Genomic DNA, 25376 nt, shown 5'->3' on the forward strand with positions numbered 1-25376 from the left:
CCCCACTGATGAGGTTCCGAACCCGCCCAAAGCGGTTCCGAACCCCATTCACGGCGTTTCGAACACCAAGGGCCAAGGGCCAAACCCAACAAATGCAGTTCTGAACCCCACGGATGCGGTTCCGAACGTCAGCAATGCCGTTCCGAACCCCATCAGAGAAGTGCGGAACCCCAAACCCGGCGTTACGGACCTTAACCGGCCACCTTGTAGCCCATCCGAACACCACCCCAGTGGCGACCCTTGACGTAAATCGGCGCCGACACATCCTTCATCATCGCAAACGTCCCGTTCCCCATATCGCGACGATACGTCTGCAACAGGAACGCCTCGGTATTGCGCGCCGCCCCCAGCCCCGTACGATCAGTGAACAGCCGGCGGTTGCGGCTGTTGGCAGCGTTCCAGGCCGGATCGCTGCCCTGCGGCTGCGAGAACTTCAGGTTGTGCGTCGGCAGATAGCCATTGGTGTCGACCGCCGCACAAAACACCACGCGAGGATCCAACTGGAGCAAAGGCTCCTGCACAGCAGGCAATACACGATCAGTGAACGCCGTAAACCGCGTCATATGCTGCGGCGGATCGGTATTCGGCACCGGCGCATAAGCGCGGTCGAACAAATCGCCTTCGCTGATATCACCCCGCGCCAGGGCCGATTCAAACAACGCACTGATCTTGCCGGCCGCGCCCTGCACCGCTTCGATAAACGGCGTATCGGCGCTCTGCACGCCCGTTGAAGCCGTCAACCGGATCAACGTTTCCGACGCCCCAAGCAAGCCCGAAAGCTGCCGTTGCGCGTTGTCGATGTTGTGGCTCGATTGCTTCACACCCTCGGCCATCGCATCCACCTCCCGCGCAAGCGATGCGCATTCGCCTTCGATGGCGGCGGTGGATTCCGCAATGCTCGTCGCCTCAACGTCAAAGCGCGCGATGGCCTCGCCCGCCACGCCAATCACCGCGCCAATCGCCTGCGTGCCGGTATCCACACGCTGGGCGCGTGCCACGTTCGCGCTGCTGTCGCCGATGAGCTTGTCGGTCTGGCCGGACAAATCCGCCAAGGTGGTTTCGATCCGCTGCGTCGCTTCGGCGGTCTGCCCCGCGAGCTGCTTCACCGCACCGGCCACCACTGCAAAGCTGCGGCCCGATTCGCCCGCACGTGCAGCTTCAATCGCAGCATTGATCGCCAGCAGATTCGTTTGCCTGGCAATCTGCGAAATCTGCTCGGATGCCTGCGCCACCTGGACCAGCGCTTCACGCAGCGCAGCAATCTGCTGCTCCATGCTCGCCACGCCAACGGCAAGCTCGCGAATGTCGCGCAGCGATGCATCGACCGTTGCACGCGAGCCGCTCACCTCCTCACTGGCATGCGAGGCGACTTCGCGCGCATGCCGCGCTGCCACAGCGATGTCGTGGTTGCCGCGCATGGTGACGTCGGCAGCATTGCGCAACTGATCGAACACATCGGCCTGCCGGCGCAGCCGCACGGCCACGTCTTCCACATTGCCGGATACCTCGCAGATGCCCATGCCCACGCGGCCGGCCTCTTCCGCAATACGGGCGACAAGTTCGGGAGGGGCTTTCGGGCCGCGGCCCCAGGCAAATGGCTTCACGTGCGGTGGTCTCCAGATGTCGTTGTTGTGTGTGCGCTCGCGCTGATGGCGAAGCAACCCTCTGTGGGGAGTATCGGCGCGGGCGGTCCGCGCTTGAGCCACGCTACCCGCCCCGGCTTACGCGGGCATTACATGCGCCTTGCGCAGCACTACGCCTGGGCGGAACGGTCGCGACGCAGCCGGGCCTCGTAGGCGGCGGCCGTCATTGGGGGGCCGAACAGGAAGCCCTGCAACTTGTCGCACCCCGCGGCTTGCAGGAACTCGGCCTGCTCCAGCGTCTCGACACCCTCTGCCGTGACGGTCATGTCCAGCGACGCGGCCATCGCGACCACGGCGCGCGAGATCACCACCGAATCGCGATGGCGCGGAATGCCCGAGACGAACGAGCGATCCACTTTCAGGTTGTCGATCGGGAAGCGCTGCAGATACGACAGCGACGAATACCCCGTGCCGAAATCGTCGATCGAGATGCGAATACCCAGCGCCGTGAGTGCGTCGAGCATCGGCATCACCGCGGCGGTGTCGCGCATGAGCAGACCCTCGGTAATCTCCATCTCCAGCGCGCTCGCGGGCAAACCCGCTTCGGTCAGGCAGCGCGAGATGGTCGGCACGAGCCCCTCGCCAAACTGGCGCGGCGACAGGTTCACGGCGACAAAGAACTCCGGCATGCACGTGGCACGCCAATGCGCCGCCTGGCGGCACGCCTGCGCCAGCACCCATTCGCCGATGTCGCCGATGAGCCCGGAGTCTTCAGCCACCGGAATGAATTCGGCGGGCGACACTTCGCCCAGCTCGGTGCTGTGCCAGCGCAGCAGCACTTCAGCGCCGACGATGTCCATCGACGTGGCATCGACGATGGGCTGGAAGCGCAGCGACAGCTCGCCCGCTGACAGTGCGCGGCGCAGGTGGTATTCCAGCTGGAAGCGCCGTTGCGCGCGCTGCGACAGGCGCGCGGTGTACACGCGATGCTGGTTGCGGCCGTTCTGCTTGGCGTTGTACATGGCGGCATCCGCGCAACGCAGCAGTGTGGCGGCATCGTTGCCATGCTCTGGGTACACCGCGATGCCGATCGACGCGCCCAGGTAATACTCCGTGCCACTCGTCGAGAACGGCTGCGCGATTGAATGGACGATGCGCTTGGCCAAGCGCTCCGCCTCACCCAACGAGCGCACGTTGTCGAGCAGCACGACAAACTCGTCTCCGCCCAGGCGCGCCAGCGTATCGCTCTGGCGCACGCAGGCCGACAGGCGTTGCGCGACGATGCGCAGCAGGTGGTCACCGGCTTCGTGGCCGGCTGTGTCGTTCACCTTCTTGAAGCCATCCAGATCGAGGAACAGCACGGCGACCTGGCGTGCCTCGCTGGGCTCGCTGGCGGCCCGCTCCATCACTGCCTGCATGCGCTGAGAGAAATAGGCGCGGTTGTACAAGCCGGTGAGCGCATCACGCTGCGCGAGGAAAGTGAGCTGCTGCTGGGCCGCGCGCGCGGGCCCGATATCGTTGAACGAGATGAGCACGGCCGAGGGGGCATCGTCGCCGGGGCGCACGATGGGCAGCACGTTTTCGTGCACCCACACAATGTCGCCGTCCACCAGTTCCAGGCCGACGGTCAAGCCGAGCAGCGGCCGGCCGGTGGTCAAGACCACGCGCGTGGGACGCTCATTGAGCGGGATCTCGCTGCCGTCTTCGCGCAACGAACGGCGCATCAGCGCCAGGTGGCTGGTGCCCACCGGCGACAGGTTGCCCGCCCGGAGAATGCGCCGCGCGCTCGGGTTGCACGCGAGGATGGTGCCGTCGGCCGCCTGCACAACGATGCCTTCGGTCAGGTTGTCGACGGCCAGGCGGTAGCGTTCTTCGCTCTCCTGCAGATCGCGCGCGATATGTGCTTTCTGCACCGCCACGCCGATGATGTCGGTAATGCCATCGAGCAGCCCCATGGCGTCGCGCGTGGGCGCACGCGGGGTGTCGTAGTAGATGCCCATCGCGCCGATCATCTGCGCGTTGTCGCCGCGGATGGGCGTGGACCAGCACGCTCGCAGGCCCAGCGGCGCAACGATGTCGCGGTAGCCATCCCAAAGCGGATCGGCGTCGATGTCTTCCACCACCACGGTCTTGTTCAGGAACATGGCCGTGCCGCACGAACCGACCGAAGGACCAATCGCGATCCCGACCAGCAACTGCGAGAGCAGGAAAGGCAGCGACGGTGCTATGGCTTGTGTGATGTGCTCGCCGTCGCTGCTCAGCAACACAGAACACATCGCGCCGTCATCGAGCAGCGCCTCCACCAGCCGGCATACCTCGGCCAGCAGGTCAGGCAGCGGCACGTTGCGCGAGCTGAGTTCAAGGACGGTTTTTTCGCAGCGCAGCAATTCCTTGGCGCGCGCGGTTTCAGCGGCCAGTGCCCGGTAATTGGCTTCGGATTCGCGCAGGGCTTGTTCGGCCTGCTTGCGCTGGGTGATGTCGCGTGCCACCACCTGGATGGCGGTGCGCCAACCAAGCTGCACCGGCGCGGAAAGCACCTCGACTTCCACTGGGGTGCCATCGCAACGCAGCAAGGTCTGCTCAACAGGCGGCAAGCCGGCGCCGTGCGTGACCATCCACTCGCGGCGTTGCCGGGCAAGGTGCGTCGAATTGTCGTGGACGAACTCATCCAGTTCGCGACCGACGATGTCGCGGGCCGTTTCCGCCCCAAACAGCCGAACGCCCGCCTCGTTGACGAAAACGATAATGTCGTCCGCCACGATGTACAGCGCGTCCGGCATTTGCCGGACGAGCGCCTCGTAACGGTCATCAGCAAGCGGCAACGGCCTGGGGCTGTCCTGGTCGATCACATCCGGTTCGGGACGGTCAGGCCGCTCAGCAGAGGTGGCGTCCATATCTGGGTTGTTTTTCAAGATATCGACCAACGTGTCGGGAAAGTTAAGGCGTTTGGCTGCCTTTCCCCACTTCAGGGTGGGGCAAATGGCGGATGTGCGGTTAAGCGGCACGCCAGTTGCGGCACAATGCCCGCACGGCGTTCTTGCGCAACTGTTCGCACCTTTGCCTTATGCAATCGTTTTCGTCTTCCGTCGGCCACGTGGCCGGCCTGTTTTCGCGACGTTCCCTGCTGGCCGACGGGCTGGTGGAAGCTGCCGTGCAATTTCGCGACGGACAGATCGCCAGCTGTGATGCCAACCCGACGCGCGGCATGATCGACTGCGGCGACCTGCTCGTGCTGCCCGGGATCGTCGACCTGCACGGCGATGCCTTCGAACGCGCCGTCATGCCCCGCCCCGGCGTGGCCTTTCCCTATGAAACCGCGCTGGCCGACGTTGACGGCCAATTACTTGCCAGTGGCATCACCACCGAATTCCACGGCGTGACGTATTCCTGGGAGGGTGGCTTGCGTGGCCGCGCCTACGCCGTGCGCATGCTGGACACCCTCGACGCCATGCGCCCGCATCTGGGGGCCCAGCATTTGATGCACCTGCGCTTCGAACTGCACCACGCCGACGGCGTTGCCGACGCGCTGGCCTGGATGGAGGCCGGCCGCGTGCACTTCCTGTCGTTCAACGATCACCTGCCAGGAATGCGCGACAAGCTGGACGACGCGCGCAAGCTCGCACAATACGCCGATCGCGCCGAGTGCGACATCGACACGTTCCTCGCCCGGTTGCATGCCGCCGCCGTCAACGCCACGAGGCTCGCCGAAGTGACTGGCACGCTGGCGCGGGCAGCGCAGCAACGCGGCATCTGCATGGCTTCACACGACGAGCCCGACATTGCCACGCGCAACACGTTCCACGCGCACGGCTGCACCGTCACCGAATTTCCGTTAACCGAGGAGGTTGCGCAGGCGGCGCGCGCGCATGGCGGACATATCGTCTTCGGCGCGCCCAACGTGGTGCGCGGCGGCAGCCACAACGGCGCACCGAATGCGGCGGCCATGGTGGCCGCGGGCCTGGGCACCGTGCTGGCATCCGACTATTACTACCCCGCGCTGCTGGCCGCGCCGTTCAAACTGGCCGAGCGCGGCGTGGTACCGCTGGCGGAGGCCTGGGCGCTGGTGGCAGCCAACCCGGCAGAAGCCGCGGGGCTGGCGGATCGCGGCGTGCTGGCGACTGGCCTGCGCGCCGATGCCATCGTGGTGGATGATCGCCGCCCGGGCCTGCCGCGTGTGGTGGCGGCCGTGGTGGGTGGACGGCTGCGCCATGCTGCCGGGCAGTTGCCGCTGATCGGCTGAACCACGCCATGGAGCAAGCGCTGGCACCTTTACCGTCAGCCTGGCGGTATGCGCTCTACCTGCTGCCGCCCGAGCCCTGGTACGGACTGGGCACGCGCTGGATCGGCCGCTGCGCCCGCTCCGACACCGCCATCGCTGCTGATGAGCGCGAGGCGTTTGTCCGCGAAGCCGGCATCGACCTCGCCACGCTCGACAGCTGGACGGAAGCGCCACGCCAATACGGCCTGCATGCCACGTTCAAGCCGCCGTTCCGCCTGGCAAGCGATCGCACCGTCAATGAGCTGGACGCCGCGCTGCGCCGCTTCGCGCAGCAGCAGCAAGCCTTCGTAATCGAACCGGCCTTGCAGACGTTGCGAGGCTTTCTCGCTTGGCGGCTGCGTCATGGCGACCCTGCGCGCGACACGCTCCATCAGTTCGCCGATGCGTGCGTCGCCGAGTTCGATGCCTTTCGCGCGCCGCCTCCGCCCACTGAATTAGCGCGCCGTCGTCGTGCGGGCCTGTCCGATGCGCAAGAGCGCCATCTGCAGCGCTGGGGCTATCCGTATGTGTTTGGTACGTTCACATTCCACATCACGCTGACCGGCCGGCTCGACCATGCCGAGCAGCTTGCGTGTTATCGCGCACTGGAAGCCACGCGCGTGGTGCTGCCAGCTGCCATGCCCATCGATCACATCGCGTTGTTCTCGCAGCCCGCGCCGGAAGCGCCGTTCACGGTGGCACGTGTGTACCGGTTTGATGGGAGCACGGAAGACTTCGACGCTGCGCAGAGCGCGCTCAGCGCTTGAGTTCGACCACGTCGATCACCTCCGTCTGGCCGTGCTGCTCAACCTCCTGGCGCATCACGACGGCCGCTTCGGGGCAGTACCAATCGGTGATGTGCGCCACCGTCGGGTCGGGCTCAAGCGTTTCATTGCCCAGCCGCAGCACACCGAGGCGCGCCGTGCGCGTGTAGCGGATCGGCCGGCACTGCAACTCGCCGACCACGGTGTTCATCGGCTGCGGCGGCCCGACCTCGCGCTCCGACACCTCCACCTTGGCGCGCTCGGCCCGCATGCGCCCGACCGAAATCCCCAGCCGCGGTGACACCACATCGAAATCGAAGCTGGACTCATACGTATCGCCGGGCAGCATCTCGGCTTCGGGCGCCAGGCCAGCGCCATACAGGAACATGCCGGAAATGGCAGTGCTCACGGTGCCGATCAGATCAGCATGTTCACTCTGCGCAAACACCCGGCCGTTGATGCTGACGATGCGCGTGACCACGCCAGCCTCGTCCACCAGCAGCTGGTGCTCCTGCACCGTCTCGATAGGCCGGCCACCCAGCGCCACGAGGCCCGATTTGGCGTAGATGTGCAGACCGATTTCGCAGCCGTCCTGCATGTCGCGATTGACGTCGTGCAAGGTGAACTCGACGATCATCGGCGTCTTGCCGTTGCCGTCCAGGCGGACGCGGCTGCCGTCGTGCACCCACGGCGCCGTGCATAGCCCCGCCGCATGCGCGGGTAGCGCCAACGCAATCGCCGCCACAGTCGCGGCGGCGTGCCACAAAGAAAAACGCCGATGCATCGGGCGATGCATCAGCGTTTTCATGAACCCGATCGGCACGGGCTTACTGCTTGGGCGCGTCCTTCTTGTTGGCGCCCTCGCTGTACGGGTCAAACTTGCCGCCGGCCTTGGCGCCCTGGCTATACGGGTCGAACTTCTCACCGGCCTTGGCGCCTTGGGTGTACGTGTCGTACTTGCCCTTCTCGACATTGGCCGGCTGGGCGCCGGGGTTGAGTGCGCTGGCGGTGCTGTCGTTCTTGTTGGCGCCTTGCGAATACGGGTCGAACTTGTCGCCGGCCTTCGCACCCTGTTGGTACGGATCGAACTTGTCGCCGACTTTTGCGCCTTGGCTATAGGGGTCGAACTTCTTCTGGTCAGTCTGCGCGTGGGCCACGGTGCCGATGGCTGCTACGACAGCTACCGCTGCCACGAGGGTAAGACGTTTGTACGGCATCTGAAGCTCCTTTCCTATGGGTCGTTTGGGCTGATCAAATCAAATGGTGCAGCCTCGTTTTGAACGCATCCCGATGTCATGCGCAACTGGCACGTTGGCGCCGGCACCGGGAAACCCCCTCTCCTCGTCGTAAGCTATGGCAAGCGCACAGGAAAGTCAACGCACAGGAACTGCATATTTTTTGGGCAGTTGCGAGCTGAAGCGCAGGCCGATCAGCGGCGTTCCGGCTGGCGGATCGCACGTGGGCCCGTCACCGCAATCAACGCCATGGTGAGCGCCACCACCGACAGCCCCCAGCGCAGGTCGGAGCGATGCGCAATCAACCCGATGATGACTGGACCGATCAGCAAGCCTACGTAGGCAAAGCGCGCCACGGCGGCAATGCCTTCGGCTGCCGGCACGCCCGGCAGGCGCGACGCGGTAATGAAGAAGATCGGCACCATGTTGGCAGCGCCCACGCCCATCAACGCAAAGCCTGTCAGGACAGCAATCGGCGCGGGCCACAGCAGAGCGAGCAGAATCCCGCCCGTTGCCAGCACGCCACTGGCGCCAAGCACACGCATGTTGCCCCAGCGTCCGCGCGCGAAATCGCCGCCGAAACGCGCAAGCGCCATCCCACCTGAAAACGCTGCATACCCCGCGCTGGCAACGGCTTCGGGCGATTGCGCAATCTCGCGCATGTACACGGTCGTCCAGTCGTACATCGCGCCTTCGCCTACCAGCCCCAGGAAGGCCAGCACACCGAGCAGGAACAGCGTGCGGCCCGTGGTCGGATGTGCAGGTTCGCCTTCTGCGTGCACGTGGTCGGGCAGCATGAAGGGGCCGGCACACAAGGCAGCCGCCATGGTGACGAGCGCCATACCGCCGCAATGCACGGCCGGTGGCACGCCCAGTTCCAGCAGCACTCCACCCACCGCCGCGCCTGCCATGCCGCCCAGGCTGAACATACCGTGCAGCGACGAGATGATCGGCTTGTGGTGATTGGCCTCCACGGTGGCGGCCTGCGCATTCATGGCCACGTCGAAACCCGCGTTGGTGATGCCGAACAGCAGCAGCACGGCCAGCAGCGCGGGGTAACTCGGCATTAGCATGATGAGCGCGGTCATGGCACCAAATGCCACGCCGCCCTGCACGCTCGCGCGGCGGGTTCCGACGCGTGCCGCCCACTTGCCCGCAAACTTCATCGCAACGATGGCACCGGCGGCCACCATGAACATCGCCAGCGACAGCGACGCCTCGGACAAGCCGAACCGCGCCTTCACCGTAGGAATGTGAATGCCCCAGGTCGCAAACGTTGCACCGTTGGCGAAAAAGAGAGCCATCGTCGCCGCGCGGGCCGACAGGGGAAGCCGGCGGGGCTGCAACGCGCCGGTAGATTGGACGTATTCGGAAGACATGAAGGACTGCTGGGAAAAACGCGCGGCGCAAACGTGCTGCGCCGCAAAGGCACCATGCTACCGCGCCGGGCTGATAAGCGTATGACGCCGCCCCGCACCAGGCAGGTATGCGGCTTGCGTCACCACGCTCGAATCCACCGCATCGGGAGACCTGCCATGCCCCGCGTGATCTGGAAGGGCGCCGTGAGCTTCGGCCTCGTTCACATTCCCGTTGCGCTGTATCCGGCCACCCGCAGCGACGATCTTGATTTCGACTGGCTCGACCGTCGCACGATGGACCGCGTCGGCTACAAGCGCATCAACAAAACCACCGGCAAAGAGGTGCCGCGCGAGCAGATCGTGCGCGGCTACGCCTACGAGAAAGACCGCTACGTGATCCTGACTGACGAGGACATCCGCGCGGCCAACCCGGTTTCGACGCAAACGGTGGATCTGCTGGCCTTCGTCGATGCGGCGGAGATTCCGTTTCTTTATCTCGATACGCCCTACTTTCTCGCGCCGGACCGGCGGGGTGAAAAAGTCTATGCACTGCTGCGCGAAGCGTTGACGCGCTCGCAAAAGATCGGCGTCGCCAACGTGGTGCTGCACACCAAGCAGCATCTGGCGGCGTTGATTCCGATGGGGCCCGTGCTTGTGCTGCATACGCTGCGCTGGTCCAACGAGGTGCGCGACTGGTCCGAACTCGACGTGCCGGAGGAAGGTGCCAAGGCTGCCAAGCTCACGGCCAAGGAAATCGACATGGCCGAAAAGCTGATCGACGACATGAGCGGTAAGTGGGACCCTGCCGAGTACCACGACACCTTCCGCGACGACATTCTCGCGCTGGTCGACCGCAAGGTGCGCGAAGGCCGCACGGAGTCCGTCGAGCCGATGGAGACCGAAACCGCTGCACCGCGCTCCGGCAACGTGATCGACCTGACCGACCTGCTGCGCCAAAGCCTTGCCAAGCGCGGCAAGGGCAAAGGTGCGTCAAATGACGAAGTGGAAGACGAACCCGCCCCGCGCAAGCGTGCACCACGCAAGGCCGCCGTCAAAACGGCGCGCAAGACGGCCGCGCGCAAGCGCGCATGACACGACGGAACCGACGCCATGCCACGCCATCTCGCCGACTACCGCCGCAAGCGCGATTTCACGCAGACACAGGAACCCGCGGGCGCACGCCGCAAAGCCGACGAGCGGCATGACGATGGCGCCCTGCACTTCGTGATCCAGAAGCACGACGCCACGCGGCTGCACTACGACTTCCGGCTTGAACTCGACGGCACGCTCAAGAGTTGGGCCGTCCCGAAAGGCCCGAGCCTGGACCCGGCCGACAAACGTCTCGCCGTGCATGTTGAAGACCATCCGTTGGACTACGCAGATTTCGAAGGCCATATCCCCGAAGGCCAATACGGTGGTGGCGACGTGATCGTGTGGGATCGCGGGACATGGCGCCCGCATGGCGATCCGCGTAAGGCGTACCGCGACGGTAAGCTCAAATTCGATCTCGACGGCGAGAAGCTCCACGGTGCGTGGGCGCTGGTGCGCACGCACTTGCACGGCACGGGCAGACATCCGAAAGAACAGTGGCTGCTGATCAAGGAGCGCGACGATCAGGTCCGGCCATCCAGCGACTACGACGTGACGCAGGCCCTGCCCGCGAGTGTGATCACCGGAGAGAACGTCGGCGCGAAACCCAAGGCCAAAGGAAGGGCCAAAGCCGATGGAGGCAAGGCCGAGCGCTCCAAACCGGCGCAAGTCCAACCGCCCGCCGGCGCCGTGCCCGCCACATTGCCCAGAACGCTGGAGCCCCAACTCGCCACGCTCGTCGATGGGCCGCCCACGCAAGGCGAGTGGGACTACGAAGTGAAATTCGACGGCTACCGCATCCTCGCGCGCATCGACGGCAACACCGTGCGTCTGTTCAGCCGCAACGGCCGCGACTGGACGGCGAAGCTGCCCCGTCAGGCTCGCACGCTGCCGGCGCTGGGCCTGCGCGAGGCGTGGCTCGACGGCGAAGTCGTAGTGATGGGCGAGCGTGGCGTGCCCGACTTCCAGGCGCTGCAGAACGCCTTCGAAACGGCGCATGCCGAACACATTGCCTATTACCTCTTCGACATCCCGTTCTGCAACGGTATGGACTTGAGGGGCGTGCCGCTACGTGAGCGGCGCGCGCTGCTGCAACGCATTCTCGAGGCGGCCCCGGGCGATCTGGACCGCGATGCGGTGCTGTTCTCAGGCACGTTCAACGCGGCGCCCGAAGACTTACTGTCTTCGGCGTGCAGCATGTCGCTCGAAGGTGTGATCGGCAAGCGCGCCGATGCGCCGTACCGCGCCGGCCGAAGCCCAGCATGGATCAAGCTCAAATGTGGGCAGCGGCAGGAATTCGTGATCGGCGGTTACAGCGCCCCCAAGGGCAGCCGCAGCGGCTTTGGCGCCCTGCTGCTCGGTGTGTATGACGACGCGGGCACGCTGCGCTATGCGGGCCGCGTCGGCACCGGGTTCAACGAGACGAGTCTGCACGCTTTGCATCACGAGCTGACCGGTCTGGCCGTCGACACGCCGCCCTTCGCCGACCCGCCCACCGGCAGCGATGCGCGTGACGTGCAATGGGTGAAACCCGAGCGCGTGGCGGAAATCGCCTTTGCCGAATGGACGCGCGAAGGCATCGTGCGGCAGGCGGTGTTTCAAGGTTTGCGCGACGACAAACCAGCGCGCAACATCGTGCGTGAACAAGCCAAACCGCCCAGTGCCGCCACCCGTAAGGAGACCCGCGCCGTGAATGCCCCTGAACGCAAGGTGCGCCCCGGTGCGGAGCGCATCGCGGGTGTGGATGTCACGCATCCGGATCGCGTAATCGAGAAAGCCAGCGGCACCACCAAGGCCGACCTGGCGCGCTATTACGCAGGCGTGGCCGAATGGATGCTGCCGCATCTGCGCAACCGGCCGACGTCGCTAGTGCGCGCGCCCGACGGCATCGACGGCGAGCGCTTCTTCCAGAAGCATTCCGCGGCGCTCAAGCTGCAGGGCATCACGCAGCTGGACCCGTCGCTTGACCCGGGGCATCCGTCGCTGCTGGCGATCAGCTCAGCCGAGGCGCTGGTCGGCGCAGTGCAGATGGGCACGGTGGAGTTTCACACGTGGAATGCGCTGGCCGACCGCATCGAACAGCCCGACCGCATCGTCTTCGATATCGACCCGGACCCGGCGCTGCCTTTTGCGCGCGTGATCGAGGCCACGCAACTCATGCTGGCCATGCTCGATGAACTTGGCCTGAAAGCGTTCCTGAAAACCAGCGGCGGCCACGGCATGCACGTGGTGGTGCCGCTTACGCGCCGCGAAACCTCCGGCTGGGACACGCTCAAAGCCTTCGCGCAAGCCGTGGTGCAGCACATGGCCGCGACCTTCCCCGACCGCTTTGTCGCCAAGATGGGCCCGCAGAACCGCGTGGGGAGAATCTTCATCGACTATCTGCGCAACAACCGCGGCGCGAGCACGGTGGCCGCCTATTCGGTGCGTGCGCGGACGGGATTGCCGGTGTCGGTGCCGATCCGCCATGACGAACTCGAAGGGCTGCAGTCGTCTGCCCAGTGGACGCTGCGTACGCTGCCGGATCGGCTCGCCAAGCTCAAGGGCGACCCGTGGGCCGACTATGCCGGCACGCGCCAATCGGTGACGGCCGACATGCGCAAGCGCATCGGCGGCAATGACTGAACCGTCACACCTGCGGGATTCCCAAAGAATTGGGCGGTGAACGCCCCATTGCTTGTCGGCCGAAGTGTGGGGTCGCTGCGTTAACATGCCTGCGTCTGCACTTGGCGCACGCGTGTGCGCCCCACTCTGCCCCCCCCGATGGCCCGAATTCGTCCGACCCGTTTGCTGAATCTGTCGCGCAGTGCGCTTGCCTGCGCCGCGCTTTTGACCATTGCGGCCTCGCCGCTGGCCCACGCCAAGAAGGCCAAGGCCCACGCCGCACCGCACGCCACCGCCGCGCAAGCTCGCCAGGCCGCGCACAACCCCGCCGGATTGCCCGCCAACGTGGCGCTGGCCTTTGCGCGCGCGCATATCCCGCTGGATGCGGTGAGCGTGTTCGTGATCCGCACCGGCACCGCCACGCCCATCCTGCAATGGAATGCAGACGCCGGAATGAACCCGGCGTCGACCATGAAGCTGCTGACCACCTTCGCAGGGCTGGACATGCTCGGCCCGGACTTTCGCTGGAAGACGACAGCCTATGCCGACAGCCAGCCCGTCAACGGCACGCTCAACGGCAACCTGTACCTGCGCGGCCAGGGCGATCCGAAGCTGATTCCAGAAGAACTCGTCAAGCTGGTGACCGATGTGCGCCGCGCCGGCGTGGATGAACTGGCCGGCAACATCGTGCTCGATCGCACCTACTTCGAAGGCGGCCTGTCAGAAGCCCCGCCTCTGGACGGCGACAGCGCGCGCGCCTACAACGTCGCGCCCGACGCCCTGCTGTATTCATTCAAGACGCTTACGTTCACGCTGTCGCCGGATGCCGGTAACGGCGCGGTCAACATTGATGTATCGCCGCCGCTGGCCCAATTGCAGATCGACAACCAGTTGCGCACCACGCGCGGCGGCTGCGGCGACTGGAAGACAACCTCCGGCGCCAACATCTCCACGCAAACCGACGGCCATGTGCTTGCCAGCTTTGACGGCCGCTATGCCGCCGCGTGCGGCGAACGCGTCTTCAATATCGCCGCGCTCACGCATGCCGACTTCATCTGGGGCGGCTTTCTGGCGCTGTGGCAGCAAGCCGGCGGCACGACGCGTTTCACGCCGGGCCTGCGCGAGGGCAAGGTGCCGCGCCAGGCCATTCTGCTGGCCACGCACTACGGCCCGCCGCTGTCGGAGGTTGTGCATGACATCGACAAGTATTCGAACAATGTGATGGCACGCCAGCTCTTCCTGACCATCGGCGCGGAAATCGGCCGCAAGCCGGCATCGGTGCGCCAATCGACCGAGGTCATCAACCGCTGGCTCGCCAAACAGAACCTGACGATGCCGGAATTGGTGCTGGAGAACGGCTCGGGCCTGTCACGCATCGAGCGCATCAGCGCACGCAACATGGGACGCCTGCTGCAACAGGCCGACGCCAACCCGAACGGCGGCGTGCTGCGCGATGCGCTGCCCGTCGTCGGCGTGGACGGCACCATGCGCAACCGTCTGACACGTGCCGGGGTGGCCGGCAACGCCGAGATCAAGACCGGCACGCTCAACGATGTGCGCGCCATTGCCGGGTACGTGGAAGGCGAAGACGGCCAGCGCTTCGTGGTGGTCAGCATGATCAACCACCCGAACGCCAGCGGCGGCCAGGCCGCGCACGACGCGCTGCTGCAATGGATTTACCAGGGCGCGCCGCGATGACTTCACGCAAGGCATTACTGGGCATTACCGGCACGTCGGGCAGCGGAAAAACCACGCTCGTCGAGCAGCTCATCGCCCGTTTCGTGCGCGACGGACGGCGCGTGGCGGCCATCAAGCACACGCATCACGGCTTTGATCTCGATTCGCCGGGCAAGGATTCATACCGTATGCGCGAAGCCGGCAGCGCCGAAGTCGTGCTGGTGGGCGGTGAACGCCTCGTGCTGATGCGCGAATACGCCAACGCTTTGGAACCCGAACTTGATGACGTGCTGGCGTTGCTCTCGCCCGCCACCGACCTCGTCATCGTAGAAGGCTATAAGCGCAGCACCTTCCCGAAGATCGAAGTCTTCCGGCCGTCGCTGGGACGGCCGCCGCTTTGGCCAGAAATTGGTGGCGTGGTAGCGGTGGCCACCGACTCACCTGACGCCGTGCAAACCCCGGAAGGCCTGACTGTGCTGGATTTGAACGACGTCGATGCGGTGTACCGGTTTGCCGTGCGGCAACTGGCCAACGCATCCATATGAAGCACTCTTAACATCCGGGCGAAGCAGCTTGGCTATGATGGGGCCGTCCAGTTTTCTGCCAGCCCCCCTCCTAACAACATGCTTTCCCGTCTATCGGCCGCGCTGCTTGGCGCGGCATTTTTTTGCTCGGCCCTGCCAGCCACTGCACGTGATTGGGTCGCCCCGAACACCACCCTCGGGCGCGGTGCGCAGATTCACCAATTCGTGCTCATCGATTCTGCGACCGGGCGCCCGATGCCCAACGCGCGCTACCGCCTGTTCCTGCCCGGCCACACCATCGTCGGCAGGCCGCCGCAGGTAGGCGAAACCGACAGCGTGATCTTTGGCACCACCGACGGCGCCGGGCATACGGCCAAAATCCGGTTGCCAAAACATTATGCGGCGGCACGCTGGGTGCTCAATCCCGTCGTCGGCAATGGCGACCTCGGCGAATCGTTCCGCTTGGTCGATTCGCTCGGCGGCGCACCGATCGCGGGCCACCCCTATCTGATCGATGTGGTGGGCGAATACCTGGTCTGCGGGCACTCCAGCGCCGGCGGTTATACCGCCTACGTGCAGTCGCGCGAGTCCCGCACCGTGCACCTTGAAAATACGGTGATCCTCACGCCGGCCGACGATGCCTGGTGCGCCGGCGAAGGCCGTGCGATCGCCGATAGCAGCAACTCGCAGGGCGCACCCGATCTCTATTCGCAGTATCTCGGCACGCTCACGGCCAACGCAGCGACACTCAGCGATGACCTGCAGAGCCGCATCGCGCGCAAGTTGATGTCACTGGCAATTGCCGCACGCGATGAGGCCCGCATCGACCTCGCCCTCGATCTGCAGCCGGTGCCGGAAGACCGCCTCAACAGCTACGGCTACGAGCTTGTTGACGCGGGCCTGCGCATGGAGCGCGGCTTGTCGATGATCGATGCCTATCTGGCCAAGCACCCGGACGACCCATTCGCCCTCGACAGCAAGGGCTGGGCGCTATACCGGCTCGGCCGCAACGACGAAGCGCTGACGTGGTTCGACCGCTCCATCGCCGTCTTCACGCAACCCGACGGCGACTACGACGCAGACGACGAAGCGGTACGCGAAGCACGCGCGGAAGGCCTTGCACACAAGGGCGAAGTGCTGTGGAAGCTGGGCCGCGCCGACGAAGCGCACGATTGCTTCAAGCAGGGCCTCGCCATGTCGCCGCAGAACGATGTGCTCAAGGCTACGCTGGCCCGCCTGGCCGTGACATTGCCGACCGCCGACGCCAAGTAGGAAAACATCGCCACAAACGAAAACGCCCGCTTCACGCGGGCGTTTTGCTCAGTGGTGCTCGATCAGTGCGTCACGCCGTCAGCCAGCAGGCGTTGCAGCACGTTGCTCGAGATCAGGCGATGACCACCCGTGGTGGGGTGCACGCCGTCAGCAAACAGGTACGACGTGTCGGCACCTGCCGTCACCAACGTGTTGGCGGAGCAGAACAGCGAGCTGCCGCCCGCTCCCGGCACGAGTGCGTTGATCTTGGTTGCATCGCACGCCGGCACGCTGGTATTGCTGAAGCCGAACGTCGCGCCGTTCTGGATCACAGCCGTCAACTGCGAGTTGAAGTCGATCACGCGAGCGTTGGTACCAGCCAGACCGGCTTGCAGCGTAGCGTTGAACGCGCCCACCAGCGCATGCAGCAGCGCCTGGCCTGCCGCGCCACCCGCCACGCCCTGCGGCGTCAGGCTGCTGTCGGGCAGGTTGAACACGTAGAGCTGCGTCGCGTTCTTGCTGATCATGTCCTTGACGTAACCGACCAGATCGGTCGCCGCCTGTTGCACCTGCGCGGTGGCGATGGCAGGCGTCACACCCGAGTTGGGTGTCGCCACAGCGGCAGCCCAGTAGAAGATGTCGTTGTTGCCACCGAACACGAACACCACGTCGTTGTCGCCGTTGAACGTGTTGTTGCTGGCCGTGTAGAAGTTGGCGAGTTGCTGTTTGACCGGATACGTGAGCGCGCCAGCACCACCGTTGTGGCCGATGCCGTTCGGGTCGGTCACGCGCGAGCCGCCTTGCGCGTAGTCGAAGCAACCCGGTTTCGGGCAGTTCTGCACCGAGGTCGCGTAACCCATCACAGCTGGCGTGAGCGTCACACCGAGTTGCGCAGCCACGGTTTCCGCCCAGATCGGGCCGGGGTTGGTGGTGAACTTGCCGCCGCCCACGGCAGCGGCTGCCGGCGTGTAGGTACCGGCATCGCTCAGGCTGTCGCCGAATACCACCATGCGCTGCACCTTGGCGACGTTGGGGTTGCCGCTCTGATCGCTTTCACCGCCGCCGCAAGCGGCTAGGCTCAAGGCCAGGGTCGCCGATGCGACGACGCCCATCCATTGACGCAACTTCATGATGTCTGTCTCCCGTGTGGAATTTTTTTGGTCTGTGGTGCCGCGGTGCGTAACCTCGCCGTGCGCGTTTGAAGCACGCGGAACGACACAACGCCCAAGTGTAGCGAGGTTGCCGGGCGCACGGAGAACGCGCGCCCCGTAAGAATTAGAGGTCCGTCTCGAACGCGGCGGCCGCGCGACGCAGGCGATCGTTGACGGCCGCCCAGGCGGGCGTGTCGGCTAGGGTTTCCACCCAGATGGCGTCGTAACCGCCGCGGTCGAGTTCGCGCAATAGCGCGTAGAGCGCATTGGCATAGGCGGCGGGTGTGGCCGGAGCGACGCGCTGATCGCAGCCGTCACGCACTGCCACGGGGGCACCGAGCCACACGATGCGCTTGTCCGCAGGCAGTGCTGCCAGGCGTGCAGGCACATCGGCGGCCGATAGCAGATACAACGGCGTGCGCGGCGCGTAATGTGCTTTCAACGTGCCGGAAGCACGCGGCGCCGTGGCGTCCGGCAGGGCAGGCACTTCGCCGGTCACGCGTTCAATGTCTTCGGGCGTGATGGCGCCCGGGCGCAGCAGCACGGGGCCAATGCCCTGATCCAGCCGCGAAAGATCGATGATGGTCGATTCGATGCCCACGTCCACGCCGTCACCTTCGAGCACGAACACGGCATCGCCAAATTCATCTCGCACGTGCTGCGCGGTGGTCGGGCTGACCTGGCCGAACTTGTTGGCCGACGGCGCCGCAATACCGCCGCGCCCACGCTTGAAGCGCGACAGCAACGCCTGCGCCACCGGGTGCGAGGGGCAACGCAGCCCGATGCTGTCCTGCCCGCCTGCCACAGCGGCCGGAATGTGCGGCGCACGCTTCAGGATCAGCGTCAGCGGCCCGGGCCAGAAAGCTTCGATAAGTTGCAGTGCAATGCCGGGCACATCGTCGGACCAGTAGGAAATATCGGCGCCATCCACCACATGCACGATCACGGGGTGATTGGACGGCCGGCCCTTGGCCGCGTAGATCTTGGCGATGGCCTGCGGGTTTTCGGCATCGGCGCCCAGTCCGTACACGGTCTCGGTCGGGAAGGCGACCAGCTCGCCCGCCTCCAGCCTGCGCGCAGCCTCATCAAGGCGTTCGGCGGAAGGCATGGTGTAGGGCGTTTTGGTCCGATGCGGCATGGGCGACTCGTCTTTAGGCGGGCTGCAGGCCCAGCACGTGCGCGGCATGGCGGAACGCTTCGTCCACCACTTCCGGCGAGGTGCCGACACAATTTACGTGGCCCATCTTGCGGCCTGGGCGGGCGTCGGCCTTGCCATACAGATGCACCTTCGCACCGCTGTGGCCCATCACTTCGTGCCACGCGGGCGGGCGTTCCAAACCGTATTCGAACCACACGTCGCCCAGCACATTCAGCATGCGCCCCGGTGAATGCTGGCGCGTGCTGCCCAGCGGCAGGCGAGCCATGGCGCGCACCTGCTGCTCGAACTGGCTGGTCTCGCACACGTCCATGGTGATGTGGCCAGAATTGTGCGGACGCGGCGCCATTTCATTGGCGACCAGAGAGCCGTCCTGCAGCACGAAGAACTCGATACACAGCACGCCGACGTAGCCCATTTCTTCGGCGATCATCGCAGCGGCGGCGCGAGTGCGCGTGGCAATGTCGTCCGACACGCTGCGCGAGGGCATGGTCGTTGAAAACAGAATGCCGTCACGGTGTTCGTTCTCGGCGAGCGGCCAAGTGGCGGTCGTGCCATCAGCGCCGCGCGCGGCCAACACCGACACTTCGTACGCCAGCGGCAGCATCTTCTCCAGCACGCACGGCACGTGCTGCATGGCGCCCCAGGCGGCGCGCAGCTCTTCAACCGTCGAGACACGTGCCTGGCCCTTGCCGTCGTAGCCCATGCGGGCAATCTTCAGGATGCCGGGCAGCAGGTCGGCGGGCAGTTGTTCGATATCGGCTTCGTGCTCGATCACCCAGCTCGGTGCGGGGTGGATGCCGGTGCGTGCCGCACACAGCGCGAAGAATTTTTTCTCGGCGATGCGATTCTGCGCGATCGACACGCAGTTGGCACGCGGCGCAACGAACGCGCCGAGTTGCTCCAGGCGATCGAGCGCCACGGCCGGCACGTTCTCGAACTCGGTCGTGACGGCCGGGCACAGCGCGGCCATCTCGGCCAGTGCGGCTTCATCGGTATAGCCCGCGCACAGATGGCGCTCGGCAATGGTGCCGGCCGGGCTGTTCGGGTCCGGGTCGAGCACGCAGACCTTGTAACCCATCGCCTGCGCGGCGTGCGTGAACATGCGGCCGAGCTGGCCGCCGCCGAGCATGCCAAGCCAGGCATCGGGCAGAATCGCGTTGGGAACGTTCAGCGCGCGGGATTCCGCGGTGTGGGCTTGCGCCAGGCGCGGGTTCAGGTCGTCGGCCATGAATCGGGTCGTAGGTTACTTAAGCGCCGTGCACAGGGAGCGTCATGCCGCGCGCGACTTCTGTCTGCTGCGCGCGGAAGGCTTCGAGCTTGTCGGCAAGGGCCGAGTCGGTGGTGGCGATCGTCGCGATGGCAGCCAGCGCTGCGTTGGCCGCACCGGCCTCGCCAATGGCGAACGTCGACACCGGAATGCCCTTGGGCATCTGCACGATGGAGAGCAGCGAGTCTTCGCCGCGCAGGTATTTGGACGGCACCGGCACGCCGAACACCGGCACGATCGTCTTGGCGGCGATCATGCCCGGCAGGTGCGCTGCGCCGCCCGCGCCAGCAATGATGGCGCGCAAACCACGGCTGCGTGCGGTTTCGGCGTAGCGGAACATGTCGTCCGGCATGCGGTGCGCCGAGACAACCTGCGCCTCGAACGGAATGCCGAACTGCGTGAGCATATCGACGGCGTGGCGCATCACTTCCCAGTCGGAGCTGGAGCCCATCACCACGCCAACGAGCGGAGCGGATTGCTGTGCGGTCATCGTCATCGCTCCGGTTTAACGCAGGGACTCACCGGTCAGGCGGGTCAGCGCTTCGCGGTATTTGTCAGCGGTTTTTTCGATCACGTCGGCAGGCAGTTGCGGCGCCGGCGCTGTCTTTGGCCACGGCTTGCCGTCAATGCGCACCGCTTCGAGCCAATCGCGCACGAACTGCTTGTCGAACGACGGCGGGTTCGTGCCGACCTGGTACGAATCAGCCGGCCAGAAGCGCGACGAATCGGCGGTGAGCGCCTCGTCCATCAGCGTGAGCGTGCCGTTCTCATCCAGACCGAACTCGAACTTGGTGTCGGCGATGATGATGCCGCGCGTGGCGGCAAAGTCGGAGGCTTCCTTGTACAGGCGGATGCTCACGTCGCGGATCTGCGCGGCGAGGTCCGGACCGATGCGGCGCTCGACTTCATCGAAGGAGATGTTCTCGTCGTGCTCGCCCATCTCTGCCTTGGCGGCGGGGGTGAAGATCGGCTCGGGCAGCTTCTGCGCGTTCTGCAGGCCGGGGGCCAGATGCACGCCGCAGACGGCACCGGTGGCCTGGTAATCCTTCCAGCCGCTGCCGGCCAGGTAGCCGCGCACCACGGCTTCCACCAGGATCGGCTTCAGGCGCTTGACCACGATGGCGCGGCCGCGCACCTGGTCGACTTCGTTCGGGGCCACCACGGTTTCCGGGGCGATGCCCGTCTCGTGCGTCGGCACGATGTGGCGCAGCTTGTTGAACCAGAAATCCGACATTTGCGCGAGCACACGGCCCTTGTCCGGAATCGGCTGGCCGAGAATCACGTCAAACGCCGAGAGGCGGTCGGTGGTGACCATCAGCAGCTTGTCGTCGCCGACAGCGTAGTTCTCGCGCACCTTGCCACGGCCGAGCAACGGCAGGCTGGTGATCGACGATTCGTAAAGGGCGGAGGATGCAGGGGTGGCGGACACGGCGGAACCCGAGAGGAAATAAGAAAACGTGGAAGGCCCGCATTATACGTGGCCCATGGGGTGGCCCATAAGGTGGCCCATGCAATGCAAAACGGCTGGCGCAGTGCCAGCCGTTTGCTAGATGTGACGCGAAATGCTTATTGCACCACTTGCGCCAGATCGCCGCTTTGGTACTTCTGCGCCATCACCGACAGGCCGATCGGCTTGATCTTGCCAGCCTGACCTTCGCAGCCGAACTCGATATAGCGCGCCTTGCAGATTTGCTTGGCGGCCTCGCGGGCGGGCTTGAGCCATTCGCGGGCGTCGAACTTGTCCGGGTTTTCGGCCAGGAACTTGCGCACCGCGCCCGTCATTGCCAGACGAATGTCGGTGTCGATGTTGATCTTGCGCACGCCGTACTTGATGGCTTCCTGGATTTCCTCGACGGGCACGCCGTAGGTTTCCTTCATCTTGCCGCCGTACTGATTGATGATGGCCAGCAGCTCTTGCGGCACGCTCGACGAGCCGTGCATCACCAGGTGGGTGTTCGGGATGCGGGCGTGGATTTCCTTCACGCGGCTGATCGCCAGGATGTCGCCGGTAGGCTTGCGCGTGAACTTGTAGGCGCCGTGGCTGGTGCCGATGGCAATGGCCAGCGCGTCCAGTTGGGTCGCCTTGACGAACTGGGCCGCCTCTTCGGGGTCGGTCAGCAGGGACGAGTGGTCGAGCTTCCCTTCCGCGCCGTGGCCATCTTCCTCGCCGGCCATACCGGTCTCGAGCGAGCCCAGGCAGCCGAGTTCGCCTTCCACGGTCACACCAACCTTGTGCGCCATCTCGACCACGCGGCGCGTCACGTCGACGTTGTAATCGAAATCGGCCGGGGTCTTGCCGTCTTCGCGCAGCGAGCCGTCCATCATGACCGAGCCGAAGCCCAGGTCGATGGCGCCCTGGCAGATTGCCGGGCTTTGACCGTGATCCTGGTGCATGACCAGCGGAATCTCCGGATAAGCCTCGACCGCGGCCTGGATCAGGTGCTTGATAAACGATTCGCCGGCGTATTTTCGGGCGCCTGCGCTGGCCTGCAGGATGACCGGTGCGCCGGCTTCCTTGGCGGCTTCCATCACGGCCTGGACTTGCTCCAGGTTGTTCACGTTGAATGCCGGCAGGCCGTAGCCGTTTTCAGCGGCGTGGTCCAGCAGTTGGCGCATCGAGACGAGTGGCATGGTTTTCTCCTATGGATCGATCTGTATTCGGTCTCAGGAACGCGTGGGCGTCTGGTAGACGTAGCAAACGGCGTTCCGTCGTGGGCGTCAGTGCATGCCGACGCGAACAATCTTGAGCGTGTTGGTGCCGCCGGCCTGGCCCATCGGCTCGCCGACGGTCAGGACAATGAAGTCGCCGCGCTGCACGACGCCACGCGCGACCAGCAGTTCTTCGGCCTGCTGCAACGCTTCGTCGCGGTCGGCGCTGTTGGCCAGTGGCAGCGACTGCACGTTGCGGTACAGGGCCATCTTGCGCTGCGAGGCCACATTGGGCGTCATCGCATAAATGGGAATATTGATGCCGTGGCGGCTCATCCACAGCGCCGTGGCGCCGGAATCGGTGAGCGCGGCAATTGCCTTGACCTGCAGATGGTGTGCCGTGAACAGCGCCCCCATGGCGATCGACTGGTCGATACGGCTGAAGGTCTGGTCAAGAAAGTCTGCATCCAGATGCACGGTTTGCGACTTCTCGGCTTCCACGCAGATGGCAGCCATGGCTTCGATGGTCTCGACCGGATAGCGGCCGGCGGCGGTTTCCGCCGACAGCATCACCGCATCAGTGCCGTCGAGCACGGCGTTGGCGACGTCCGACACCTCGGCGCGGGTCGGCACCGGGTTGACGATCATCGATTCCATCATCTGCGTGGCGGTGATGGCCAGCTTATTGTTTTCGCGGGCCAGCTTGATCATGCGCTTCTGCAGCGCCGGCACGGCCGCGTTGCCCACTTCCACGGCCAGATCGCCGCGCGCAACCATGATGCCGTCGGACGCCGCCAGGATCTCTTCGAGCACGCCCGGGCGGATGGCCTCGGCGCGCTCGATCTTGGCGATCATGCGCGTCTTGTGGTTGTGCGGCGCACCGGCCACGGCGGCCAGTTGGCGCGCCATTTCCATGTCGGTCGCGTTCTTGGGGAAGCTGACCGCGACATAATCAGCGCCGAGCGCCATCGCGGTCTTGATGTCTTCCATGTCCTTGGCGGTCAGCGCCGGCGCCGACAGCCCGCCGCCCTGGCGGTTGATACCCTTGTTGTTGGACAGATCGCCGCCGATCTTGACGATGGTCTCGATCTCTTCACCCACCACGCGCTCGACTTGCAGCACGATCAAGCCGTCGTTGAGCAGCAGCAGATCGCCGGGGCCCACGTCGCGCGGCAGTTCCTTGTAGTCGAGGCCGACGCGCTCCTGGTTACCAAGTTCGCAGCGGGCGTCGAGCGTGAAGCGATCACCCGGTTCGAGCGTGATCTTGCCGTTCTCGAACTTGCCGACGCGGATCTTCGGACCCTGCAGGTCGGCCATGATGGCCACCTCGCGACCCACCGAACGCGCCACTTCGCGCACGAGCTGCGCGCGATCGATGTGATCTTGCGCCGCGCCGTGCGAAAAGTTCAGTCGCACCACGTCCACCCCCGCGGCGATCATGCGGGTCAGGACTTCCTGCGTGCTGGACGCGGGGCCGAGCGTTGCGACGATCTTGGTAGCACGGGTCATGGGCGGCGGTGTCTCGTTGTTGTGGTGGGGGTATTCGCGGCGCTTACGCTCAGGCAGCGCGTTGTTCCAGGATTTCGACGGCCGGCAGCGTCTTGCCTTCCAGGAATTCGAGGAACGCACCGCCGCCGGTGGAGATATAGCCCACCTTGTCGGCAATGTTGTACTTGGCGATAGCAGCCAGCGTGTCGCCGCCGCCCGCAATCGAGAAACCCGACGAGGCAGCAATCGCCTCGGCCAGCACCTTGGTGCCATTGCCGAACTGGTCGAACTCGAACACGCCGACCGGGCCGTTCCAGACGATGGTGCCGGCGGTTTTTAGTTGTTCGGCCAGTTGGGCGGCCGTCTTCGGGCCGATATCGAGGATCATGTCGTCGTCCGCCACATCCGCCACATCCTTGACGGTGGCGGCCGCGGTGGCGCTGAATTCCTTGGCGCACACGACATCGACGGGAATGGGCACCGACGCGCCACGTGCTGCCAGCATCTCAATGATGGCCTTTGCATCGCCCACCAAGTCAGCTTCCGCCAGCGATTTGCCGATCTTCAGGCCGGCAGCCAGCATGAACGTGTTGGCAATGCCGCCACCGACGATCAGGTTGTCCACCTTGTCGGCCAGCGACTTCAGGATGGTCAGCTTGGTCGAAACCTTCGAGCCGGCCACGATGGCGACCAGCGGGCGCGCCGGCTGACCCAGCGCCTTGCCCAGCGCATCCAGCTCGGCGGCCAGCAGCGGGCCGGCGCAGGCGACCGGTGCAAACTTGGCGATACCGTGGGTGGTGGCTTCCGCGCGGTGGGCAGTGCCGAAGGCGTCGTTGACGTAGACGTCGCACAGCTTGGCCATCTTCTGGGCCAGTTCGTCGCTGTTCTTCTTCTCGCCCTTGTTCACGCGGCAGTTTTCCAGCAACACGACCTGGCCGGGCGCGACATCCACGCCGTCAACCCAGTTCTGGACGAGCTTCACGTCACGACCGAGCAGTTCGGACAGGCGCTTGGCAACCGGCGCCAGCGAATCTTCGGGCTTGAATTCGCCCTCGGTCGGGCGGCCCAGGTGCGAAGTGACCATGACGGCGGCACCCGCGTCCAGCGCGGCCTTGACGGCGGGCACGGATGCGCGGATGCGCGTGTCTTCAGTGATGTTGCCGGCATCGTCTTGCGGCACGTTGAGGTCGGCGCGGATGAACACGCGCTTACCGGCAAGCTTTCCTTCGGAGATGAGATCGGACAGACGCAGGACGTGAGGCATGGCAGCTTCGGAAGAAATCGCGGAAAACGACGATTTTACCCGATGCGCCTGGTCA

20 protein-coding genes are annotated in these 25376 nt (G+C 65.2%); 7 read left to right on the forward strand and 13 right to left on the reverse strand.

The genetic code is table 11. The features are described from left to right. Positions 1–191: 191 nt before the first annotated feature. Positions 192–1604, reverse strand: coding sequence for a methyl-accepting chemotaxis protein (locus tag BM136_RS16195; RefSeq protein WP_092973084.1), 1413 nt, complete (start codon positions 1602–1604; stop codon positions 192–194). A 149-nt stretch (positions 1605–1753) separates the two neighbouring features. Next, positions 1754–4477, reverse strand: coding sequence for a sensor domain-containing protein (locus BM136_RS16200; RefSeq protein ID WP_092973086.1), 2724 nt, complete (start codon positions 4475–4477; stop codon positions 1754–1756). Between the two features lie 170 nt (positions 4478–4647). On the opposite strand from BM136_RS16200, the gene BM136_RS16205 reads away from it, so the two are divergent. Both BM136_RS16205 and BM136_RS16210 read left to right on the forward strand, forming a co-directional pair. Continuing rightward, positions 4648–5823 carry an alpha-D-ribose 1-methylphosphonate 5-triphosphate diphosphatase gene (locus BM136_RS16205; protein ID WP_092973088.1) on the forward strand — a complete coding sequence of 392 codons (1176 nt, stop codon included), beginning with the start codon at positions 4648–4650 and terminating at the stop codon, positions 5821–5823. A gap of 8 nt (positions 5824–5831) precedes the next feature. Further along, on the forward strand, positions 5832–6608 hold the full coding sequence (locus BM136_RS16210; protein WP_092973091.1) for a DUF1045 domain-containing protein: 777 nt from the start codon (positions 5832–5834) through the stop codon (positions 6606–6608). On the opposite strand, the gene BM136_RS16215 is transcribed toward BM136_RS16210, so the two are convergent. The 3 genes from BM136_RS16215 to BM136_RS16225 form a co-directional block, all read right to left on the reverse strand. After that, a complete protein-coding gene (locus BM136_RS16215; RefSeq protein WP_092973093.1) occupies positions 6598–7413 on the reverse strand; it encodes a hypothetical protein in 816 nt (271 codons plus the stop codon). The two genes, BM136_RS16210 and BM136_RS16215, sit on opposite strands and share 11 nt — an antisense overlap. A 19-nt stretch (positions 7414–7432) precedes the next feature. Next, complete coding sequence (locus BM136_RS16220; RefSeq protein WP_004636096.1) at positions 7433–7822, reverse strand: hypothetical protein; 390 nt, start codon at positions 7820–7822, stop codon at positions 7433–7435. 212 nt (positions 7823–8034) lie between these two features. Continuing rightward, positions 8035–9219 carry an MFS transporter gene (locus BM136_RS16225; RefSeq protein WP_092973095.1) on the reverse strand — a complete coding sequence of 395 codons (1185 nt, stop codon included), beginning with the start codon at positions 9217–9219 and terminating at the stop codon, positions 8035–8037. 156 nt (positions 9220–9375) lie between these two features. On the opposite strand from BM136_RS16225, the gene BM136_RS16230 reads away from it, so the two are divergent. The 5 genes from BM136_RS16230 to BM136_RS16250 all read left to right on the forward strand — a co-directional run bounded on the left by BM136_RS16230 (position 9376) and on the right by BM136_RS16250 (position 16364). Then, complete coding sequence (locus BM136_RS16230; RefSeq protein WP_092973097.1) at positions 9376–10290, forward strand: non-homologous end joining protein Ku; 915 nt, start codon at positions 9376–9378, stop codon at positions 10288–10290. Between the two features lie 18 nt (positions 10291–10308). After that, a complete protein-coding gene (gene ligD / locus BM136_RS16235) occupies positions 10309–12912 on the forward strand; it encodes a DNA ligase D (RefSeq protein ID WP_092973099.1) in 2604 nt (867 codons plus the stop codon). Positions 12913–13050: 138 nt separating this feature from the next. After that, complete coding sequence (gene dacB / locus BM136_RS16240; protein WP_092973101.1) at positions 13051–14589, forward strand: D-alanyl-D-alanine carboxypeptidase/D-alanyl-D-alanine endopeptidase; 1539 nt, start codon at positions 13051–13053, stop codon at positions 14587–14589. Then, positions 14586–15113, forward strand: coding sequence for a molybdopterin-guanine dinucleotide biosynthesis protein B (mobB, locus tag BM136_RS16245; RefSeq protein WP_092973103.1), 528 nt, complete (start codon positions 14586–14588; stop codon positions 15111–15113). Before dacB ends, mobB begins: the two co-directional genes overlap by 4 nt. 78 nt (positions 15114–15191) lie before the next feature. Further along, positions 15192–16364 (forward strand): tetratricopeptide repeat protein, encoded by a 1173-nt coding sequence (locus BM136_RS16250; protein ID WP_092973105.1) that lies wholly within the window; start codon positions 15192–15194, stop codon positions 16362–16364. Between the two features lie 62 nt (positions 16365–16426). On the opposite strand, the gene BM136_RS16255 is transcribed toward BM136_RS16250, so the two are convergent. The 8 genes from BM136_RS16255 to BM136_RS16290 all read right to left on the reverse strand — a co-directional run bounded on the left by BM136_RS16255 (position 16427) and on the right by BM136_RS16290 (position 25321). Continuing rightward, positions 16427–17473: an SGNH/GDSL hydrolase family protein gene (locus BM136_RS16255; protein ID WP_092973107.1), complete on the reverse strand. Its 1047-nt coding sequence runs from the start codon at positions 17471–17473 to the stop codon at positions 16427–16429. A 145-nt stretch (positions 17474–17618) separates the two neighbouring features. Continuing rightward, positions 17619–18632 (reverse strand): L-threonylcarbamoyladenylate synthase, encoded by a 1014-nt coding sequence (locus BM136_RS16260; protein WP_092973109.1) that lies wholly within the window; start codon positions 18630–18632, stop codon positions 17619–17621. A 13-nt stretch (positions 18633–18645) separates the two neighbouring features. Continuing rightward, positions 18646–19881, reverse strand: coding sequence for a 5-(carboxyamino)imidazole ribonucleotide synthase (locus tag BM136_RS16265; protein WP_092973111.1), 1236 nt, complete (start codon positions 19879–19881; stop codon positions 18646–18648). A gap of 19 nt (positions 19882–19900) precedes the next feature. Next, on the reverse strand, positions 19901–20410 hold the full coding sequence (gene purE, locus BM136_RS16270; RefSeq protein WP_092973737.1) for a 5-(carboxyamino)imidazole ribonucleotide mutase: 510 nt from the start codon (positions 20408–20410) through the stop codon (positions 19901–19903). A gap of 15 nt (positions 20411–20425) precedes the next feature. Beyond that, positions 20426–21349: a phosphoribosylaminoimidazolesuccinocarboxamide synthase gene (locus tag BM136_RS16275; RefSeq protein ID WP_004636116.1), complete on the reverse strand. Its 924-nt coding sequence runs from the start codon at positions 21347–21349 to the stop codon at positions 20426–20428. Between the two features lie 137 nt (positions 21350–21486). Continuing rightward, entirely contained in the window at positions 21487–22551 is a 1065-nt protein-coding gene (gene fba / locus BM136_RS16280) for a class II fructose-bisphosphate aldolase (protein WP_092973113.1), read from the reverse strand. 87 nt (positions 22552–22638) lie between these two features. Further along, positions 22639–24078 carry a pyruvate kinase gene (gene pyk / locus BM136_RS16285; protein ID WP_092973115.1) on the reverse strand — a complete coding sequence of 480 codons (1440 nt, stop codon included), beginning with the start codon at positions 24076–24078 and terminating at the stop codon, positions 22639–22641. Positions 24079–24127: 49 nt separating this feature from the next. Beyond that, positions 24128–25321 (reverse strand): phosphoglycerate kinase, encoded by a 1194-nt coding sequence (locus BM136_RS16290; protein WP_092973117.1) that lies wholly within the window; start codon positions 25319–25321, stop codon positions 24128–24130. Between the last annotated feature and the right edge of the window lie 55 nt (positions 25322–25376).

Source organism: Ralstonia sp. NFACC01, from assembly GCF_900115545.1.
In the GTDB taxonomy this organism is placed as follows: domain Bacteria; phylum Pseudomonadota; class Gammaproteobacteria; order Burkholderiales; family Burkholderiaceae; genus Ralstonia; species Ralstonia mojiangensis.

What these genes read in the sequence shown, in the direction of transcription:
- BM136_RS16200 (WP_092973086.1), bottom strand. Translation starts at nt 4,477, where the DNA reads ATGGACGCCACCTCTGCTGAGCGGCCTGACCGTCCCGAACCGGATGTG.
- BM136_RS16205 (WP_092973088.1), top strand. Translation starts at nt 4,648, where the DNA reads ATGCAATCGTTTTCGTCTTCCGTCGGCCACGTGGCCGGCCTGTTTTCG.
- BM136_RS16210 (WP_092973091.1), top strand. Translation starts at nt 5,832, where the DNA reads ATGGAGCAAGCGCTGGCACCTTTACCGTCAGCCTGGCGGTATGCGCTC.
- BM136_RS16215 (WP_092973093.1), bottom strand. Translation starts at nt 7,413, where the DNA reads ATGAAAACGCTGATGCATCGCCCGATGCATCGGCGTTTTTCTTTGTGG.
- BM136_RS16220 (WP_004636096.1), bottom strand. Translation starts at nt 7,822, where the DNA reads ATGCCGTACAAACGTCTTACCCTCGTGGCAGCGGTAGCTGTCGTAGCA.
- BM136_RS16225 (WP_092973095.1), bottom strand. Translation starts at nt 9,219, where the DNA reads ATGTCTTCCGAATACGTCCAATCTACCGGCGCGTTGCAGCCCCGCCGG.
- BM136_RS16230 (WP_092973097.1), top strand. Translation starts at nt 9,376, where the DNA reads ATGCCCCGCGTGATCTGGAAGGGCGCCGTGAGCTTCGGCCTCGTTCAC.
- ligD (WP_092973099.1), top strand. Translation starts at nt 10,309, where the DNA reads ATGCCACGCCATCTCGCCGACTACCGCCGCAAGCGCGATTTCACGCAG.
- dacB (WP_092973101.1), top strand. Translation starts at nt 13,051, where the DNA reads ATGGCCCGAATTCGTCCGACCCGTTTGCTGAATCTGTCGCGCAGTGCG.
- mobB (WP_092973103.1), top strand. Translation starts at nt 14,586, where the DNA reads ATGACTTCACGCAAGGCATTACTGGGCATTACCGGCACGTCGGGCAGC.
- BM136_RS16250 (WP_092973105.1), top strand. Translation starts at nt 15,192, where the DNA reads ATGCTTTCCCGTCTATCGGCCGCGCTGCTTGGCGCGGCATTTTTTTGC.
- BM136_RS16255 (WP_092973107.1), bottom strand. Translation starts at nt 17,473, where the DNA reads ATGAAGTTGCGTCAATGGATGGGCGTCGTCGCATCGGCGACCCTGGCC.
- BM136_RS16260 (WP_092973109.1), bottom strand. Translation starts at nt 18,632, where the DNA reads ATGCCGCATCGGACCAAAACGCCCTACACCATGCCTTCCGCCGAACGC.
- BM136_RS16265 (WP_092973111.1), bottom strand. Translation starts at nt 19,881, where the DNA reads ATGGCCGACGACCTGAACCCGCGCCTGGCGCAAGCCCACACCGCGGAA.
- purE (WP_092973737.1), bottom strand. Translation starts at nt 20,410, where the DNA reads ATGACCGCACAGCAATCCGCTCCGCTCGTTGGCGTGGTGATGGGCTCC.
- fba (WP_092973113.1), bottom strand. Translation starts at nt 22,551, where the DNA reads ATGCCACTCGTCTCGATGCGCCAACTGCTGGACCACGCCGCTGAAAAC.
- pyk (WP_092973115.1), bottom strand. Translation starts at nt 24,078, where the DNA reads ATGACCCGTGCTACCAAGATCGTCGCAACGCTCGGCCCCGCGTCCAGC.
- BM136_RS16290 (WP_092973117.1), bottom strand. Translation starts at nt 25,321, where the DNA reads ATGCCTCACGTCCTGCGTCTGTCCGATCTCATCTCCGAAGGAAAGCTT.